16 protein-coding genes are annotated in these 18,317 nt (G+C 61.9%); 12 read left to right on the top strand and 4 right to left on the bottom strand.

Annotation, left to right across the window (positions count from 1 at the left end):
- Window positions 1-26: 26 nt before the first annotated feature.
- From fleN to ACF8MI_RS12780, 12 genes are all read left to right on the top strand, one after another.
- Complete coding sequence (gene fleN, locus ACF8MI_RS12835) at window positions 27-860, top strand: flagellar synthesis regulator FleN (protein ID WP_003254408.1); 834 nt, start codon at window positions 27-29, stop codon at window positions 858-860.
- Window positions 857-1,597: an RNA polymerase sigma factor FliA gene (fliA, locus tag ACF8MI_RS12830; RefSeq protein ID WP_060499601.1), complete on the top strand. Its 741-nt coding sequence runs from the start codon at window positions 857-859 to the stop codon at window positions 1,595-1,597. The genes fleN and fliA overlap by 4 nt, the downstream gene beginning before the upstream one ends.
- Before the next feature lie 118 nt (window positions 1,598-1,715).
- The gene (locus tag ACF8MI_RS12825; protein WP_010955070.1) at window positions 1,716-2,090 is read left to right on the top strand and encodes a chemotaxis response regulator CheY; all 375 of its coding nucleotides are present in this window, start codon (window positions 1,716-1,718) and stop codon (window positions 2,088-2,090) included.
- Between the two features lie 20 nt (window positions 2,091-2,110).
- The gene (locus ACF8MI_RS12820; RefSeq protein ID WP_060499602.1) at window positions 2,111-2,899 is read left to right on the top strand and encodes a protein phosphatase CheZ; all 789 of its coding nucleotides are present in this window, start codon (window positions 2,111-2,113) and stop codon (window positions 2,897-2,899) included.
- Between the two features lie 12 nt (window positions 2,900-2,911).
- Complete coding sequence (locus ACF8MI_RS12815; RefSeq protein ID WP_104834236.1) at window positions 2,912-5,143, top strand: chemotaxis protein CheA; 2,232 nt, start codon at window positions 2,912-2,914, stop codon at window positions 5,141-5,143.
- Between the two features lie 46 nt (window positions 5,144-5,189).
- Window positions 5,190-6,326: a chemotaxis response regulator protein-glutamate methylesterase gene (locus ACF8MI_RS12810; RefSeq protein WP_392517555.1), complete on the top strand. Its 1,137-nt coding sequence runs from the start codon at window positions 5,190-5,192 to the stop codon at window positions 6,324-6,326.
- Window positions 6,326-7,066, top strand: a complete 741-nt coding sequence (locus ACF8MI_RS12805) for a flagellar motor protein (RefSeq protein ID WP_060499604.1) — start codon at window positions 6,326-6,328, stop codon at window positions 7,064-7,066. The genes ACF8MI_RS12810 and ACF8MI_RS12805 overlap by 1 nt, the downstream gene beginning before the upstream one ends.
- A 3-nt stretch (window positions 7,067-7,069) precedes the next feature.
- Window positions 7,070-7,927, top strand: a complete 858-nt coding sequence (motD, locus tag ACF8MI_RS12800) for a flagellar motor protein MotD (RefSeq protein ID WP_025753826.1) — start codon at window positions 7,070-7,072, stop codon at window positions 7,925-7,927.
- A 77-nt stretch (window positions 7,928-8,004) separates the two neighbouring features.
- Window positions 8,005-8,793, top strand: a complete 789-nt coding sequence (locus ACF8MI_RS12795) for a ParA family protein (RefSeq protein ID WP_060499605.1) — start codon at window positions 8,005-8,007, stop codon at window positions 8,791-8,793.
- On the top strand, window positions 8,793-9,686 hold the full coding sequence (locus ACF8MI_RS12790; RefSeq protein WP_104834238.1) for a CheW domain-containing protein: 894 nt from the start codon (window positions 8,793-8,795) through the stop codon (window positions 9,684-9,686). Before ACF8MI_RS12795 ends, ACF8MI_RS12790 begins: the two co-directional genes overlap by 1 nt.
- Window positions 9,687-9,728: 42 nt before the next feature.
- Window positions 9,729-10,208, top strand: a complete 480-nt coding sequence (locus tag ACF8MI_RS12785) for a chemotaxis protein CheW (protein WP_003254393.1) — start codon at window positions 9,729-9,731, stop codon at window positions 10,206-10,208.
- Window position 10,209: 1 nt separating this feature from the next.
- Window positions 10,210-10,605, top strand: a complete 396-nt coding sequence (locus tag ACF8MI_RS12780) for a DUF2802 domain-containing protein (protein WP_060499607.1) — start codon at window positions 10,210-10,212, stop codon at window positions 10,603-10,605.
- Between the two features lie 45 nt (window positions 10,606-10,650).
- On the opposite strand, the gene ACF8MI_RS12775 is transcribed toward ACF8MI_RS12780, so the two are convergent.
- The 4 genes from ACF8MI_RS12775 to ACF8MI_RS12760 form a co-directional block, all read right to left on the bottom strand.
- The gene (locus tag ACF8MI_RS12775; protein ID WP_392517554.1) at window positions 10,651-13,404 is read right to left on the bottom strand and encodes a dermonecrotic toxin domain-containing protein; all 2,754 of its coding nucleotides are present in this window, start codon (window positions 13,402-13,404) and stop codon (window positions 10,651-10,653) included.
- A 117-nt stretch (window positions 13,405-13,521) separates the two neighbouring features.
- Window positions 13,522-16,227, bottom strand: a complete 2,706-nt coding sequence (locus tag ACF8MI_RS12770) for a dermonecrotic toxin domain-containing protein (RefSeq protein WP_392517553.1) — start codon at window positions 16,225-16,227, stop codon at window positions 13,522-13,524.
- Window positions 16,228-16,308: 81 nt separating this feature from the next.
- Window positions 16,309-16,647 (bottom strand): EscU/YscU/HrcU family type III secretion system export apparatus switch protein, encoded by a 339-nt coding sequence (locus ACF8MI_RS12765; RefSeq protein WP_060499610.1) that lies wholly within the window; start codon window positions 16,645-16,647, stop codon window positions 16,309-16,311.
- Entirely contained in the window at window positions 16,644-18,200 is a 1,557-nt protein-coding gene (locus ACF8MI_RS12760) for a flagellar hook-length control protein FliK (RefSeq protein WP_104834241.1), read from the bottom strand. Before ACF8MI_RS12760 ends, ACF8MI_RS12765 begins: the two co-directional genes overlap by 4 nt.
- Window positions 18,201-18,317: the final 117 nt, after the last annotated feature.

The following is an 18,317-nucleotide window of genomic DNA, read 5'->3' as shown; positions in this document are numbered from 1 at the left end:
CCAGCGAGACAAGGTAAAGAACAGACATGGGTAGCATGCATCCCGTACAGGTGATCGCCGTGACCGGTGGCAAAGGTGGCGTCGGCAAGACTAACGTTTCAGTGAACTTGTCCCTGGCGCTGGCCGAGCTTGGCCGCAGGGTCATGCTGCTTGACGCCGACCTGGGCCTGGCCAACGTCGACGTGTTGCTGGGCCTTACCCCCAAACGTACCTTGGCCGATGTCATCGAAGGGCGCTGTGAGCTGCGTGACGTGATGCTGCAAGGCCCTGGCGGTGTGCGCATCGTGCCGGCGGCCTCGGGCACCCAGAGCATGGTGCACCTGGCCCCGGCCCAGCATGCGGGTCTGATCCAGGCGTTCAGCGAAATCGGCGACAACCTCGACGTGCTGGTGATCGACACGGCTGCGGGTATCGGTGACTCGGTGGTCAGCTTCGTTCGCGCTGCCCAGGAAGTGCTGCTGGTGGTGTGCGACGAACCCACCTCGATCACCGACGCCTACGCCCTGATCAAACTGCTGAACCGCGATTACGGCATGAATCGTTTCCGCGTGCTGGCCAACATGGCACAGAGTCCACAGGAAGGGCGCAACCTGTTCGCCAAGCTGACCAAGGTCACCGACCGCTTCCTTGACGTTGCCCTGCAGTACGTAGGCGCCGTGCCGTACGACGAGTGCGTGCGCAAGGCGGTGCAAAAGCAGCGTGCCGTCTACGAGGCCTTCCCTCGCTCCAAGTGCGCGCTGGCCTTCAAGGCGATTGCTCAGAAGGTCGACAGCTGGCCGTTGCCGGCCAACCCGCGCGGCCATCTGGAGTTCTTCGTCGAGCGGCTGGTGCAGCCCACCAGCGCGGGACCTGTGCTATGAACGCCAGCGGCTTCAGGATGTACAGCCGGGCGGCCAAAGACGCCCAATACGAGCTGATCGAGCGTTATGCGCCGCTGGTCAAGCGTATTGCCTACCACTTGCTGGCGCGGTTGCCAGCCAATGTGCAGGTCGAGGATCTGATCCAGGCCGGCATGATCGGCCTGCTGGAAGTGGCCAGCAAGTATGACGCCAGCAAGGGCGCCAGCTTTGAAACCTACGCCGGCATCCGCATTCGCGGGGCCATGCTGGATGAGGTTCGCAAAGGCGACTGGGCACCGCGTTCGGTGCACCGCAATACCCGTATGGTCAGTGACGCGATGCGTGCCGTGGAGGCCAGAACGGGCCGGGACGCTAAAGATCATGAAGTTGCTGCCGAACTCCAATTGAGTCTCGATGATTACTACGGGATCTTGAACGACACCCTGGGCAGCCGACTGTTCAGCTTTGACGACCTGTTGCAGGACGGCGAGCACGAAGGGCTTCACGAGGATGGTGCCAGTGGCCACGTCGAACCTGCGCGTGGCCTGGAGGACGAGCGCTTCCAGGCTGCCCTGACCGAAGCCATTGCCAACCTGCCGGAACGTGAGCGCCTGGTGCTGGCGCTGTACTACGACGAAGAGCTGAACCTCAAGGAAATCGGTGAGGTGCTGGGTGTCAGCGAATCGCGAGTCAGCCAGTTGCACAGCCAGTGTGCCGCGCGTCTGCGCAGCCGCTTGGGGGAATGGCGGGCACGTTGAGCCTGCTGTCGTTGCAGTCGTTTTCCACATGCATTTTCCATGTTGCACCGAATTGATTGAATGCGCGCTCGGGGCCGAGCGCGTTTGAGACTGCTTGGAGGTCTACTTGAACAAAGACATGAAAATCCTCATCGTTGACGATTTTTCGACGATGCGGCGGATCATCAAGAACCTGTTGCGTGACCTGGGCTTCACCAACACCGACGAAGCCGATGACGGCACCACGGCGCTGCCGATGCTGGAAAACGGCCACTATGACTTCCTGGTGACCGACTGGAACATGCCGGGCATGTCCGGCATCGACCTGCTGCGTAAAGTGCGTGCCAGCGACAAGCTGAAAAGCATGCCGGTACTGATGGTGACTGCTGAAGCCAAGCGCGACCAGATCATCGAAGCGGCCCAGGCCGGCGTCAATGGTTACGTGGTCAAGCCGTTCACCGCCCAGGTGCTCAAAGAAAAGATCGAGAAGATCTTCGAACGCGTCAACGGTTGAGTCACGTCAGGGGGCGCGCCATGGATTCATCACAAACCTCTTTGGGCGAGTTCGAATCGACCCTGAAGAAACACGCCCAGGAGTTGGTCGAAAGCCTGGAGCGCGGCCGCTTCGGCGAGGCGGTGCAGCTGATTCACGAGCTGAACCAGACCCGCGACCGTGGCCTGTACCAGGAAGTCGGCAAGCTGACCCGCGAGCTGCACAGCGCCATCGTCAGTTTCCAGATCGACCCGACCATGCCACAAGCCGAGGAGGTGTCGCAGATTACCGACGCCACCGAGCGCCTGTCGTACGTGGTCAAGCTGACCGAGGGCGCGGCCAACCGCACCATGGACCTGGTCGAGGAAAGCACCCCGGTGCTCAACGACCTGGCCAGCGAGGCCAAGGCCCTGAGCACCGACTGGCAGCGCTTCATGCGCCGCGAAGTGGCTGCGCCGGAATTCCGTGACCTGGTCAAGCGTGTCGACAGTTTCCTGACGCACAGCGCCGAAGGTAACCGCAAGGTCGCCGGTCACCTCAATGACATTCTGCTGGCTCAGGACTATCAGGACCTGACCGGTCAGGTGATCAAGCGCGTCACCGCATTGGTGACCGAAGTCGAAAGCAACTTGCTCAAGCTGGTGCTGATGGCCAGCCAGGTCGACCGGTTTGCCGGCATAAAACATGACCACGATCAACTGCGCGCAGAAAAAGATGCAGAAAAACATCCGACTCGGGGTGAAGGTCCGCAGATTCATGCCGATAAGCGTGAAGACGTCGTGTCCGGTCAGGACGATGTCGATGATCTGCTGTCCAGCCTGGGTTTTTAAGGAGCACGTTTGATGAGCTTCGGCGCCGATGAAGAAATCCTCCAGGATTTCCTGGTAGAAGCCGGCGAAATTCTTGAGCAACTGTCCGAGCAACTGGTCGAGCTGGAAAGCCGGCCCGACGATGCCGACCTGCTCAATGCGATCTTTCGCGGTTTCCACACTGTTAAAGGGGGCGCCGGCTTCCTTCAGCTGAACGAGCTGGTGGAGTGCTGCCATATTGCCGAGAACGTGTTCGACGTCCTGCGCAAGGGTGAGCGCCGGGTCGATGCGGAACTGATGGACGTGGTGCTCGAGGCACTCGATACGGTCAACAGCATGTTTGGCCAGGTGCGCGAGCGCGCCGAAGTGACCCCGGCCACCCCCGAGCTGCTGGCGGCGTTGTCACGCCTGGCCGAGCCCGGTGGCGCCGAAGCGGTTGCGCCGTCTGTTGCTGTACCCGAGCCGGTTGCCGAGGCGCCCGCCGCAGCCCCGGTCGAAGACCAGGACATCACCGACAGCGAGTTTGAACAGTTGCTCGACTCGCTCGATGCGGTCAAGGCGCAAGCGGCGGCCGACGAGCAGATGCAGGGCGAGACCGTCAGCGGCGAGGGTGACGAAATCACCGATGCCGAATTCGAGTCGTTGCTTGACCAGTTGCACGGCAAAGGCCAGTTCAGCACCGAGGTGGCGGCCGCGCCGGTAGCCGCGTCTGCCGAACCGGTCAGCGATGAAATCACCGACGCCGAGTTCGAATCGCTGCTCGACCAGTTGCATGGCAAGGGCACCTTCCAGGCGGATGCCTTGCCAGCCGCCAAGGCGCCGGCGCCCGCCGTGGAGGGCAACCCCGCAGCGGCCAGCGACGAAATCAGCGAGCATGAGTTCGAGGCGTTGCTGGACCAGTTGCATGGCAAGGGCAAGTTCGGCGGTGACGTTGCAGCAGTCGAAGCGTCTGCTGCAGCCAAGGTGCAAGCACCCGTCGCAGCCAAGGCCGACAGCCAGCCGGTTGCCAAGCCTGCCGCTGCAGCGCCGGCGAGCAAGCCAGCGGCGGCACCCCGTGCGCCGGCCCCGGCCGCCGACAAGCATGCTGTCAGCGAAGCGGAAACCACCGTGCGTGTGGACACTGCGCGCCTGGACGAGATCATGAACATGGTGGGCGAACTGGTGCTGGTGCGTAACCGCCTGGTGCGCTTGGGCCTGAACAGCGGCGACGAGGCCATGTCCAAGGCCGTGTCCAACCTCGATGTTGTCACTGCCGACCTGCAGACAGCGGTGATGAAAACCCGCATGCAGCCGATCAAGAAAGTGTTTGGCCGCTTCCCTCGGCTGGTGCGCGACCTGGCTCGCCAGCTGAAAAAAGAGATCAACCTGGAGCTGGTCGGCGAAGAGACCGACCTGGACAAGAACCTGGTCGAGGCCCTGGCCGACCCGTTGGTGCACCTTGTGCGCAACGCTGTCGACCATGGTGTCGAGATGCCTGATGAGCGTGAAGCGTCTGGCAAGGCGCGTACGGGCCGTGTGGTGCTGTCTGCCGAGCAGGAAGGCGACCACATCCTGCTGTCGATTTCTGACGACGGCAAGGGCATGGACCCGAACATCCTGCGTGCCAAGGCCGTGGAAAAGGGCCTGATGGACAAGGACGCCGCCGAGCGCTTGAGCGAGTCGGACTGTTACAACCTGATCTTCGCGCCAGGGTTCTCGACCAAGACCGAGATTTCCGACGTGTCCGGGCGTGGCGTGGGCATGGACGTGGTGAAGACCAAGATCTCCCAGCTCAACGGTTCGATCAACATTTACTCGGCCAAGGGCCAGGGCTCGAAGATCGTCATCAAGGTACCGCTGACCCTGGCGATCATGCCCACGCTGATGGTGATGCTGGGCAACCAGGCGTTCGCCTTCCCACTGGTCAACGTCAACGAGATCTTCCATCTCGACCTGTCGCGCACCAATGTGGTCGACGGCCAGGAAGTGGTGATCGTGCGCGACAAGGCGCTGCCGCTGTTCTACCTCAAGCGCTGGCTGGTGCAGGGCCAGGTGCACGAAGAGCAGCACGAGGGCCACGTGGTGATCCTGTCGGTCGGCACGCAACGCATCGGCTTTGTCGTCGATCAACTGGTGGGCCAGGAAGAAGTGGTAATCAAGCCGCTGGGCAAGATGCTGCAGGGCACCCCGGGCATGTCCGGGGCCACCATCACCGGTGACGGGCGCATTGCGTTGATTCTCGACGTCCCGAGCATGCTCAAGCGTTACGCCGCGCGGCGTATTTGATTTCGGTGGCGCACCCTGGCGGGGTGCACCACCTAATGGAGTGTTTATGGCAGTCAAGGTCCTGGTGGTGGATGATTCCGGTTTCTTCCGCCGCCGCGTCTCGGAAATCCTCTCGGCGGATCCGACGATCCAGGTAGTGGGTACCGCGACCAACGGCAAGGAAGCAATCGACCAGGCGCTGGCGCTCAAGCCCGATGTCATCACCATGGACTACGAAATGCCCATGATGGATGGCATCACCGCAGTGCGGCACATCATGCAGCGCTGCCCGACGCCCGTGTTGATGTTCTCCTCGCTGACCCACGAAGGTGCCCGTGTCACCCTCGATGCCCTGGATGCGGGGGCGGTGGATTACCTGCCGAAAAACTTCGAAGACATCTCGCGCAACCCCGAAAAGGTCAAGCAGATGCTGTGCGAGAAGGTGCACACCATTTCGCGCAGCAACCGTCGCCTTGGCAGCTATCCCCGCACCGCGCCGGTCGCAGCGCCTGCGCCAGCCAGCAGCCCTGTGCCGACGAGCAGCTTTGCCAGCCCGACGCCAGCTCGCGCTGCGGCGCCTGCCCGAGCGGCGGCCCCGGCCCCGGCCCCTGTGGCATCGCACTCGCCTGCCCCCAAGCGCAAGCCATACAAACTGGTAGCCATCGGCACCTCCACAGGTGGCCCGGTGGCTTTGCAGCGGGTGCTGACCCAGTTGCCGGCCAATTTCCCGGCGCCGATCGTGCTGATCCAGCACATGCCGGCGGCGTTCACCAAGGCCTTTGCCGAACGCCTCGACAAACTCTGCCGCATCAGCGTCAAGGAGGCCGAGGACGGTGACATGCTGCGCCCGGGCCTGGCGCTGCTGGCCCCGGGTGGCAAGCAGATGATGATCGATGGCCGTGGCTCGGTGAAGATCCTGCCAGGTGACGAGCGCCTGAACTACAAGCCGTGCGTGGACATCACCTTTGGTTCGGCGGCCAAGTCGTATGGCGACAAGGTGCTGTCGGTGGTGCTCACCGGCATGGGCGCCGATGGCCGCGAAGGTGCGCGCCTGCTCAAGCAGGGTGGCAGCACGGTGTGGGCCCAGGATGAGGCCAGCTGCGTGATCTATGGCATGCCCATGGCCATCGTCAAGGCCAACCTGGCAGACGCGGTGTACAGCCTGGACGAAATCGGCAAACACTTGGTGGAGGCCTGTGTCTGATGGACGTCCTCAGCCTGATCGGCCTGATCCTCGCCTTTGTCGCCATCGTCGGGGGCAACTTCCTCGAAGGCGGCCATGTCGGGGCCCTGATCAATGGCCCGGCGGGGCTGATTGTGCTGGGCGGCACCTTGGCGGCAGCGTTGCTGCAGTCGCCGCTGTCGTCGTTCAAGCGTGCCTTGCAGATTTTGCGCTGGATCCTGTTCCCGCCACGGGTCGACCTGCCGGGCGGCATCGACCGCGTGGTGAACTGGAGCCTGACCGCACGCAAGGAAGGCCTGCTGGGCCTGGAAGGGGTGGCCGACAGCGAGCCCGACCCGTATGCACGCAAGGGCCTGCAACTGCTGGTGGACGGCGCCGAGCCGGAAGCCATCCGCAGCATCCTTGAAGTCGACTTTTTGACCCAGGAAAGCCGTGATATCCAGGCCGCCAAGGTGTTCGAAAGCATGGGCGGCTATGCGCCGACCATCGGCATCATCGGTGCGGTAATGGGCCTGATCCACGTCATGGGCAACCTGGCCGACCCGTCGCAGTTGGGCAACGGTATTGCCGTGGCCTTCGTTGCAACCATCTACGGCGTGGCCAGCGCCAACCTGATCCTGCTGCCGGTCGCCAACAAGCTCAAGGCCATTGTCATGCGCCAGTCGCGCTACCGCGAAATGCTGCTCGAAGGCCTGCTGTCGATTGCCGAGGGTGAGAACCCGCGCTCGATCGAGCTGAAGCTGCAAGGCTTCATGGAGTAACCCATGCGCCGCCGTCGTCATACCGAGGAACACGAAAACCACGAACGCTGGCTGGTGTCGTACGCCGACTTCATCACCTTGCTGTTCGCCTTTTTCGTGGTGATGTACTCGATTTCCTCGATCAACGAGGGCAAATACAAGGTCATTTCCCAGGCCTTGCTCGGGGTGTTCAACGACCCTGAACGCAGCATGAAACCCATCCCCATCGGCGATGAGCAGCCGTTGAGCGTGCGCCCGGCAGAGCCGCTGGTGAAGGACAGCGAGCAGACCGAGGCGGGCCTGGCGGCAACCAACGTCGACCCGCTGAAAACCATCAGCGATGATGTGCGTGATGCCTTTGGCGACCTGATCAACAGCAATCAGATGACTGTGCGCGGCAACGAGTTGTGGATCGAGATCGAGCTGAACTCGTCGCTGCTGTTCGGCAGCGGCGATGCCATGCCCAGTGACAAGGCGTTCGCCATCATCGAAAAGGTGGCCAACATTCTCAAGCCGTTCGCCAACCCGGTGCACGTCGAGGGCTTTACCGACAACCTGCCAATCCGCACCGCGCAGTACCCGACCAACTGGGAGCTGTCGTCGGCACGGGCGGCGAGCATCGTGCGGCTGCTGGCGATGGAAGGGGTGAATCCGGCGCGCATGGCTTCGGTGGGCTACGGCGAGTACCAGCCGGTGGCCAGCAACGACACCGCCGACGGCCGCGCGCGCAACCGCCGTGTGGTACTGGTGATATCGCGCAACCTTGAAGTGCGCCGTAGCCTGACCGGCTCGGGCAGTGCCAATGCCACGCCGGATGCTGCATTACGACGCGCTGGCACACAAAGTGCACCTGCAACGCCAGCAACGGTGGCGGGGCAGTAACTCGTCAATTCTCCGTCACTGAATTTCACACCGTTCCCGGCAGGGCAGGCGGCCATACCGGGAGGAAGCAACGCACGATGAGAGTCTGGGCAGTAGCCAATCAAAAAGGTGGCGTCGGCAAGACCACCACGACCATCGCCCTGGCCGGCCTGCTGGCAGAGGCCGGCAAGCGCGTGGTCGTCGTCGACCTCGACCCGCACGGTTCGATGACCAGCTATTTCGGGCACAACCCCGATGCCCTGGAGCACAGCTGCTACGACCTGTTCCTGCACAAGGGTGCGGTACCCGACGGCTTGCCTGGGCAATTGCTGCTGCCCACCAGTGACGAGCGCATCTCGCTGTTGCCGTCGAGCACTGCGCTGGCCGTGCTGGAGCGCCAGTCGCCGGGGCAGAACGGCCTGGGCCTGGTAATCGCCAAGAGTCTGGCGCAGCTATGGCAGGATTTCGACTTTGCCCTGATCGACAGCCCACCCTTGCTCGGCGTGCTGATGGTCAATGCCCTGGCCGCCAGCCAGCAGTTGGTGATCCCGGTGCAAACCGAGTTCCTCGCGGTCAAGGGCCTGGAGCGTATGGTCGGCACCCTGGCCATGGTCAACCGCTCGCGCAAGCAGGCGCTGCCGTATCAGATTGTGCCAACCCTGTTCGACCGCCGTACGCAGGCCTCGCTGGGCACGCTCAAGCAGTTGCGTGACAGTTACGGCCAGCAGGTGTGGCAAGGCTACATCCCGGTGGACACGCGCCTGCGCGATGCCAGCCGCAAGGGCGTTACGCCCTCGCAGTTCGACAGCAAGAGCCGTGGGCTGGTTGCCTACCGGGCGCTGCTCAAGCACCTGTTGACCTACAAGACTGCGGCGCAGGTGGCCTGATGACCCAGATACAGAAAACCGGCACCCGCCCGCAGCTGGCTCTGCAGTCGTACCTCGATGGCCTGCTGCAGGAGGCTACCGAGGCCGAAGGCCTGTTCGAGCCGCCGGTTGTAGCGGACGATTTCGCCGAAGCGGTGCGTGAGGAACAGGCGCGTGATGCCCGGCAACCGACCGTGCCGGCGCCGGCCGAAACCGCTGCTAACTTCCCGCCGCGGCCTTTCGCCGAACCAAAGCTGGCGGTGCTGCCTGCCGTCATGCCGGTGGAAGCACCTGTGGTGACGGTGGTCGAGCAAGCGGTGGTAGCCGAGGCCAGTATTCCGGTACTGGTTGAAGAGCAGGCTGTGGAGCTGGCGGTTCCGCTGGTGGATGTGCATTTGCCGGCGCCGGACCTGCCGGTGCCGCCAGCCAGCGTCGACGGCCGTCCGGTGTGGGCCGCCGAGCCGTTCGAATGCCTGCTGTTCGACGTGGCTGGCCTGACCCTGGCGGTGCCGTTGGTGTGCCTGGGGTCGATCTACAACCTGGCCGGCCAGGAGCTGACGCCGCTGTTCGGCCAACCCGACTGGTTTCTCGGCATCCTGACCTGCCAGGCGGGTAACCTGAAGGTGCTGGACACTGCGCGTTGGGTGATGCCCGACCGTTACCGGGATGATTTTCGCCAAGGCCTGAATTACGTGATTTCCGTGCAGGGCTACGAATGGGGGCTGGCCGTGCACCAGGTCAGCCGCTCGCTGCGCCTGGACCCGTCCGAAATCAAATGGCGCAGCCAGCGCGGCCAGCGCCCGTGGCTGGCCGGCACCGTAATCGAACACATGTGTGCACTGCTCGACGTCGCCGCGTTGGCCGAGCTGATCGCCAGCGGCGCGGTCAAGCAGATGCACGCTAGACAAAAATGACACCGAACACACCGCCAATGGCGGATTTTGAGGGCTAGGGGAATGAAAAAGTCGTCTGCACAAGGTTCCGAAGATCCGATCCTGCAGTGGGTTACCTTCCGTCTGGACAACGAGTCCTACGGCATCAATGTGATGCAGGTACAGGAAGTGTTGCGCTACACCGAAATCGCCCCGGTGCCGGGTGCGCCAAGCTATGTGCTGGGCATCATCAACCTGCGCGGCAACGTGGTGACGGTGATCGACACCCGCCAGCGTTTCGGCCTGATGCCGACCGAAGTCACCGACAACACCCGTATCGTCATCATCGAGGCTGACAAGCAAGTGGTCGGCATTCTGGTCGACAGCGTGGCCGAGGTGGTGTACCTGCGCCAGTCCGAAATCGAGACCGCGCCAAACGTGGGTAACGAAGAGTCGGCCAAGTTCATCCAGGGCGTGTGCAACAAGAATGGCGAACTGCTGATTCTGGTTGAGCTGGACAAGATGATGACCGAGGAAGAGTGGTCCGAGCTGGAGAATATCTGAGTTGATCCTACAGGTTGCTGTCATCTTCCTGGCGCTGGTGTGGGCGCTGAGCCTGTGGTTTTTCCTCAACTACAGCAAGCGCCAGCGCGAGCTGGCTGCGCAACAGGCCGAAGGCGATGCGCTGCGTGACCAGCGCATCAAGGACTTGGCCAAACGCCTGGACGACTACCAGAACGGTACCGTGCGCATGGGCGAGGCGCTGCACGAGCTGAGCGTGGCGGTGGCGCCACTGCCCGACAAGATTCAGCAGCTGGAACAGCGTGACCCCAACAACGTCACCTTCACCCAGGCTGCCAAACTGGTGGGCATGGGCGCCAGCGTGGCCGAATTGACCGAAAGCTGCGGCCTGACCCAGGCCGAGGCGGAGTTGATGAGCAAGCTGCACCGCAGCGGGTGAATGCACAAAGGCGACCATGATGTCGCCTTTCTTTCAGGTGCTGCGTCAGGTAGTGGCCCAGGAATGCATGCCGCCCACGTTGGCCACGCGGGACAGTGGCAGGCGCTGTCGCTGAAGTGCGAGGAAAGCGTCCAGGTCAACGTACAGGAAGCTGTTGATGCGCGGCATCATGTACAGGTTGTGAAGCTGCCGCAGGCAATAGAGGTCTGGCAGCAACCGGTCTACCACGGCATTGAACATTCCCGGGCCGGTCAGTTCGCTGAGCCGGTTGGCGTAGCGATAGAAGCCAGCGGGGTCATCTGCCAGCGTGGGACGTACCTGGTAGAAATCCGCATTGCCTAGATAGCGGGCATGCATTTCTTCGGAAATGGCCAGCAGTGTCGGGTTGCCGGCGTGGCTGCCGATCATGCTGGTGTTGAACTGCGTGTTCATTCCCAGCTTTTCTTTTTGCATGGGTGGGTGTAACAGCAGCCCGTCATCGGTGGCGAGCAATTCTACGGTATCGATAGCCGCAGTGTTATGAGCGGCACTCGCCGCCGCATCCAGCAGTTGGTCATCGACATCCATGTATATCCCGCCTTCAGCATGCAGCATCGGGTAGCGCAATACATCCGATGCTGAGGAGAAGTTGGTGGCTACACCTCCGTTGCCGTCGATTGCTGCCTGGTACTGGGCAAAGTATTGGCTTTGTTCGAAGGCGGTGAAGAAAGGCTGGTCTTCCAGTGTTAATACCTGCATATCGGGCACTCTTGCCTCTAGCATGCGCAGGTTTTCCGCAAAGGCCTCGGGGTTTGCTTTTGACAGGAATAGCCGATATCGATACGCACTGTCGCGTAGTTTTAGTGCGTTGGCAGCCAGTGTGCCAAGCAGCTCGTCGCTGAGCGTTTTATTGCCGACCCAAAGCGATGAAATCAGCTTGGGGATCGGGTGAGCACCTGGCGGGACGGGCGCTGGTAAATGTACGGGAAGCTGCACATCGATACCCAGCGCTCGCAGGGATGACATGCGCATCTGGTTTGTTACCTGGCGCCCTTCGGGGTTGACGATGCGCAAGTTACCGGTTTCGGGCTCGGCTTCATAGTAAACCGGTTCTACCTCATTGGTGCCTTCCTCGGTGATGAACAGATCGGCTTCCATGTCGTAGACCAGGTCGAGCACTTCTGCGTAGTCGGGCACTTCTTCGTAGTAGCCGATCAGTTGGTCCACATCGCCGTTGTACCGAGGAAAGCGCCTTACCGAGTTGGCAACGACGGCATCAGCGTCCGGCAGGGGCGCTATGCGCGCCGGGCGGTGAAAATAGGGCGCTACCTCCACCTCCGGCAGATGGGGCGGGCTTACGGGACTCAGGGGGTATCCCCATTGATCATTGATTTTGCGCGGGAGAACGAAGCCGTCTTCCTGATAGCGAAACAGCGCAGTGCTTTTGATCACGGCCTCAGCGGCCAATGGGGTTGCATTCAAAAGACCGTAAGCGATATCGCCCAGCCCTTGCTGTTTTTCGCTCAAGGTTTTCCCGTTGATGGCCTGGTCAAGGCCAAGCGCAAGCTGCGCTATACCGCCCAGCGCAAGCAGTGGGGCTAGGCCCGGCACCACGAATGTCAGCGGTGCCACAAGCGTGAGGGTGCTGTTCAGGTAGCTGGCCCATCTGGATTTTGTTATTTGCGCATTGCTGGTAATGAGGAAATCGGCATCGTCATAGCAGCGTTGGCGCATTCGCTCGGCCATGACCTGGAACAGATCACCGCTAATGCGTGGGTTGTACTTGCCGGGGCGGTAATTGACGTAGGTGCGCGGCGGCCATGTACCGTCGTTGTTGAAAAAGCCATGCTCCGGTGGCAAGCGGTGGTTGTGCGGGTAAACGCCCAGGCCTTCCAGGGCGGTGTCCAGGCCGCTGAAGTCGATGCCCTGTGGGCCGTCGGCCAGGCGAAAGTGTTGCTTGAGTGCCTGACGCGTGTCGGCGCCTTTGCACTGTTGGCCAACCCAGTCTTTCAACAGGTCTTCGCTGGCGAACTCCAGTAGCGGTGAACTGTTGCCGGGGGCGTAGAGCAGGGTCAGGTCGGTCTTGGTGTCGTTGATGTACAGCAGGTCAGTGGCTGCATAGCCGTAGATGCTCAGCGTGCTCAGGCGTAAACCCTTGCCACGCGGGATCAGGTCGGCTGCCCGCCAGGCCAGCTTACGTGCGGCGTCGCTCAGGCTGCCTTCTGCGACCTGTTTGTTGCAGGCAGCGATGAAGTTGAGTTTGCAGCACAGCCGGTAGTCTGAAAGGTGTTGATGCCAGTAAGTGTCGAGTGATGCCTTGTAACCTGAGTGGAAGTCCATTGCCTCTATATGGCGTTGCAAGGTTTCGGCGCGGAGGTCGAGCAGCGTCGAGTGATCGTAACGGGCGGGTGTGGTACGCCTGAACAGGCCATTGAACACCTCGTACCAGGCGCCGTTGTCGTAAATGGGCTGTGGGGGGAAGTGGTCGACCAGCGTGATCGGGCCATCGTCCGGCAACGTGCCGGCCCAGGGTTGCCTGAACAGCCCGCCGAAAAAGTCGTTGTTGGATTCGCCTTGCCAGTTCATCAGCACCGCTTGGGTGAGGCTGACCCGCTGTACGACTTTGGCCTGGTAACTGGCGATGCCATCAGGGTGAACATGCAGCGTGACGACATCGATCAGGTCTGGGTCCTGGTGTACCCCTTGGGTGGCAAGCCAGGCAGCAATGGCGCGCCTGGCCTCGCGGTCGGGGCGGGGAAGAGTGGCGAGGTGGTTGCGTACGAACTGCACGCCAGCTGCATTGATGTGCGTGGTGGCCATGTCGGTCTCCGTGGGTTGGGAAAACCGCAGCATCGACTGATTGATCGGCAGGGGGGCGGTAGATAGTGCTGGCTTTATGGCTCAGCCAAGCGGGCGACGTAAGTCGCCCAGCAGGTGTCAGGCTTTGCTCCACGAGTGGTAGTTGCCGATCTCCACGACGTAACTCAGCGCCTGATCGCTGTGTCTCGCGTTGAAAAGGGGGAAGGTCAAGTCTCCTGTGACGAAGCCAGGATCATTAAGAGGCGTTGATTCCAGCTTGCTGATCTGTCGCAGAATACGCAGCCTGGGCAGTTGCTGGTCAACCACATCAGTGAACACGCCAGGTCCGGTCATGTTGCTCAACGCCTGGGCATACGCCTCGAACCCGGCACTGCCGCGTAGAGGCCGGGTGTTGTAGAACGCCAGGTTGTCGAGAAAGCGCTGGTGCATCGCTTCAGAAATCCGGCTCAGGGTCGGGTTGCCCGCATGGCTGCCGATCATGTTGGTGTTGTATGCGCAATGCATGCCCAGCAGTTCATTGTTCACCGGACCACCCAGTACAAGGCCGTCAGGCGTAGTGGCCAAGGGGGTTGAGTCGATCACCGCATAGGCCTGTGGATTGTCACCCAAGGTGCGCAAGGTGTCGTCGATGTCCATGTAGACGCCACCCTCTGATCGAAGGAGTGGGTAGCGGAGTATGTCGCATGCTGAGGCGAAGTTTGCCCCCGGTGCATCAAGTGCCTGTTCATATTGTTGAAAGTGCCTGGTTGCCCTGAAGTTATCAAAGAAGGGTTGGTCCTCCAGTGTGAGCACCTGCAGCCGAGGGGCTTTTCCGGTCAGCCTTGCGTAGTTGCTCTTGAATACTTTCGGGTTGGCCTTCGACAGGTACAGACGGTAAGAGAAACGGGTGTGCTCCAGGCGTTTTGCGTTTTTGGCAACGGTCTCCACCAGCTCGTCGGGGATGCTTTTGTCGCCGACCCAGATGCTGAGGATTTGCTTGGGAATTGGCCGTACTTCGGCGCTGTTCACCGTGGGGATAGTGATGGGCAGTTCTATGTCCACACCCAATGCGCGCAACGTGTCCATGCGCATCTGATTTGTCACTGGGCGGTTGGTCAGGTCAATTGCAGTCAAGCCGCGATGGTTGTCAGTGACTTGATAATAGGTTGGTAATACCTCGTTGGCATCCGACTTCAGGATGAACGCATCGTGTTCAGTGTCATACAGTACTTTGACTTCTTTTCCTTCGTTGATCGCCAGCAGCGGATGGGTGCCCGTTGCGCGATCCAACGAGCCTCTGATGATTCGCGTGGTCGGGATTGAGGGTTTGGGGGGTGAAAAGTAGTCTGCTATTGATTCTTCAGGTAACCGGGGTGGACTATTGGGGCTCAGTGGGTAGCCCCATTGATCATTCAGTCGCGTGGGCATGACGAAGCGCGGACTTTTGCCCGGGAAGAGCATACGCGGGCGGGTCGCTGGCAGGGTGACCAAGGGCGTGGCATTGAGCAGGCCGAAAACGATGTTGCTCACGCCGGCGTCCTTGTCTTCAAGGCTTTTGCCGTTGATTGCCTGATCGAGCCCCAAGCCAAACTGTGCTACACCGCCGATAGCCAGCAGGGGTACGAGTTCCGGAACCACGAGGGCCAGGGGCGCCAGCAGGTTGAGCGAGGTTACCAGGTAGCCACGCCAGCGTGCCTTGGTTACCTGCGCATCGCTGGTGATCAGAAAGTCGGCATCGTCGTAGCAGCGTTGGCGCATTCGCTCGGCCATGGCCTGGAACAGATCACCGTTAATGCGTGGGTTGTACTTGCCGGGGCGGTAATTGACGTAGGTGCGCGGCGGCCATGTACCGTCGTTGTTGAAAAAGCCATGCTCCGGTGGCAAGCGGTGGTTGTGCGGGTAAACGCCCAGGCCTTCCAGGGCGGTGTCCAGGCCGCTGAAGTCGATGCCCTGTGGGCCGTCGGCCAGGCGAAAGTGTTGCTTGAGTGCCTGGCGCGTGTCGGCGCCTTTGCACTGTTGGCCAACCCAGTCTTTCAACAGGTCTTCGCTGGCGAACTCCAGTAGCGGTGAACTGTTGCCGGGGGCGTAGAGCAGGGTTAAGCCACTGCCGGCGTCGTTGATGTAAAGCAAGTCGGTGGAGGCATAGCCGTAGATGCTCAGCGTGCTAAGGCGCAGCCCCTTGCCCTGAGGAATCAGTTCGGCCGCGCGCCAGGCCAGCATGCGAGCGGCATCACTCAGGCTGCCTTCTGCGACCTGTTTGTTGCAGGCAGCGATGAAGTTGAGTTTGCAGCTCAAGCGATAGTCAGCAAGTTGCTCGCGCCAGTAGGTATCGAGTGTCGCCTTGTAGAGGGTGTGAAAGTCCAGCGCTTCTATGTGGCTTTGCAAGGCTTCGGCGCGGATGTCGAGCAGTGTGGAATGATCGTAACGGGCGGGTGTGCTGTGCTTGAACAGGCCATTGAACACCTCGTACCAGGCGCCGTTGTCGTAAATGGGCTGTGGGGGGAAGTGGTCGACCAGCGTGATTGGGCCATCGTCCGGCAACGTGCCGGCCCAGGGTTGCCTGAACAGCCCGCCGAAGAAGTCGTTGTTGGATTCGCCTTGCCAGTTCATCAGCACCGCTTGGCTGAGGCTGACCCGCTGTACGACTTTGGCCTGGTAACTGGCGATGCCATCAGGGTGAACATGCAGTGTGACGACATCGATCAGGTCTGGGTCCTGGTGTACCCCTTGGGTGGCAAGCCAGGCAGCAATGGCGCGCTTGGCCTCGCGGTCGGGGCGGGGAAGGGTGGCGAGGTGGTTGCGTACGAACTGCACGCCAGCTGCATTGATGTGCGTGGTGGCCATGTCGGTCTCCGTGGGTTGGGAAAACCACAGCATCGACCGGCTGGTTGGCAGGGGAGTGGTAAATAGTGCTGGCCCTGAGGCTCAGCCTGTCGGGCCAGGCAGGCGCGCAAGCACCTCTGTCACGTCACGTTCGTCTATCGGTGAATCATCGAAGCCATACGGGACTTTGCCGCGCAGTTGCCAGGCAAACGCGATGATTTCGGCGATGGTCAGGTACAACGCTTCCGGGATCTGCTCGCCCAGCTCCAGGCGCGCCAGCAGGCGCACCAGCTCGGCATTTTCGTAGATTGGCACCTCGTGTTCGCGGGCCAGGGCCAGGATAGCTTCGGCCAAGGCATCGTCACCCTTGGCGCTGAGGGTGGGGGCCTGCTGGCCGTCGTAGCTCAGGGCAATGGCCTGGCGTGTGTGCTTCTGGCTCATGCGTTTTCATCCACCCAACGTTGTTCTACCCGCGTGCGCGGGCCTTGTGGCGGCGTGCCAGGGTGGCACTCCAGGTCACCGACGGCCAGGCCACGTGCCAGCAGGCGCTCGCGCAGGGCGCCGAGCTGGGTGTCGATCAGCCTGGCGGTTTGCTCACGCTCTGCCCACAGTTGCCCGCTCAGGCGGCCTTGGCTCAGTTGCGCCTGTACCTGAACGGGGCCGAGTGGCGACAGGTCGAAGGCCAGCTCGATGCGCCACAGGGCCTGCAGCGGGTCTTGTGCTTCATGCTGGCGGTCGGCTTGCTGCTGCGGCGTTTCTTCACGCTGCAGTTTGACCTGCAATGGGATGAATTCCTGACCGTGGCGGATCGGCACTTCGGTTTGCCAGGTGGTCTGCAGGTTGCCGTTTTCCAGCGTTCCGGTCTGTTGCAGGCTGCTCATGGCATGGCTTTGCAGGCGCGAAATTGCCGCAGCGGCAAGGCGCAGCAGTTGTTGCAGGTTGCCTTCGTCTTCCAGGGCCTCGAGCAGGCGCGAGGGTAGCGGGAACGCGCCCGGCTGCGGCCTGGGGCTGACCCGTTCGAGCATGCCCAGCGCACTGCGGGCCAGTGCCGGCATGGTCACGGCCAGGCTGGCGGGTGCAAGGTTGGACGTGCCGGGCGGCGTAGTTGAAGCCTGGGCGACCAGCCGCAACAAATGCGCTTTCAGATCGGTGGCGACGCTGGCAGGAAAGCCACCCAGCAGTTTCGCTTCAAGGAAAGCGCCACTGTTGTTCAAGGCCTGGGCAACCGCTTTCGCATCGCCCAGCTGGCGCGCATCTGGCAGGCTGACCAACAGGCGTTCGGCGCTGGCGCGCAGGTCGCCATCGATGCCAGGGTCTCGGGTCATCTGTTGCAGGGCGTTGAGCAGGCCGGGCAACGAGGCTTGGCGGTTTTGCTGGGTTAGCAGCTGCTGGGCGATGTTGAGCTGGTCCTGCCTGCCGCTGAGTGGCACGAAACGCAGTGACTGGTCACCCTCCACCCGCGCGCTGAGCAGGCTGCCGATAGCCAGTGGGCGTGGGCTGTCCACCGTCAGGGTGGCGCCGGCCTGGGCGCTGTTGAGCAGGCTGATCAGGGCCCGGTAGGCCGCAGGCTGGCCAGCGGCCTGGGGCAGTAGCTGGCTGGTCATGACCTTGCCTTGCAGCAGGGTGCCGACGGGCACCTTGCTGGTGTCCAGGCGGGTGAGGGTAGCGACCTGGCTGGCGCTGGCCTGCTGCAGCATGATCGCCAGATGATTGCTTTCGGTCTGGCTGACGGTGACCTGGCTGCCTTGAGGCAGGGGCTGGCTGGCACTGGCTTGCAGTTGGGTTTGAAGGCCGTTGGCCTGCATCAGCCGTAGCACCAGCTGAAAGTCGCTGCCCACCTGGCGCATCGCAACCACTTCGGCCTGTGCGGTCTCGCCAGGGGCCATCAAGCCAGGCTGCGGTTGCGTCAGGCGCAGCAGTTCGCCGGTCATGCCCGCCTTCATGGCTTGGGTGTTGACCGCGGTTTGTGCAGCGAGACTATTGATTTCAGTCATGATTGTATACAACCTGTCGAACCCGGCCTCTTGGCAGCGCGGCGGCGCATGTAATAATGCCGAGCGCCCGTGGTTGCCAGTATAACGGCAGCGCTGAGGGCGACTTGAGACACAAGG

This window comes from Pseudomonas sp. yb_9 (assembly GCF_043103635.1).
GTDB lineage: Bacteria > Pseudomonadota > Gammaproteobacteria > Pseudomonadales > Pseudomonadaceae > Aquipseudomonas > Aquipseudomonas monteilii.
Note: the sequence above shows the minus strand (reverse complement) of the source record. Positions and strands in the feature narration are given on the sequence as shown.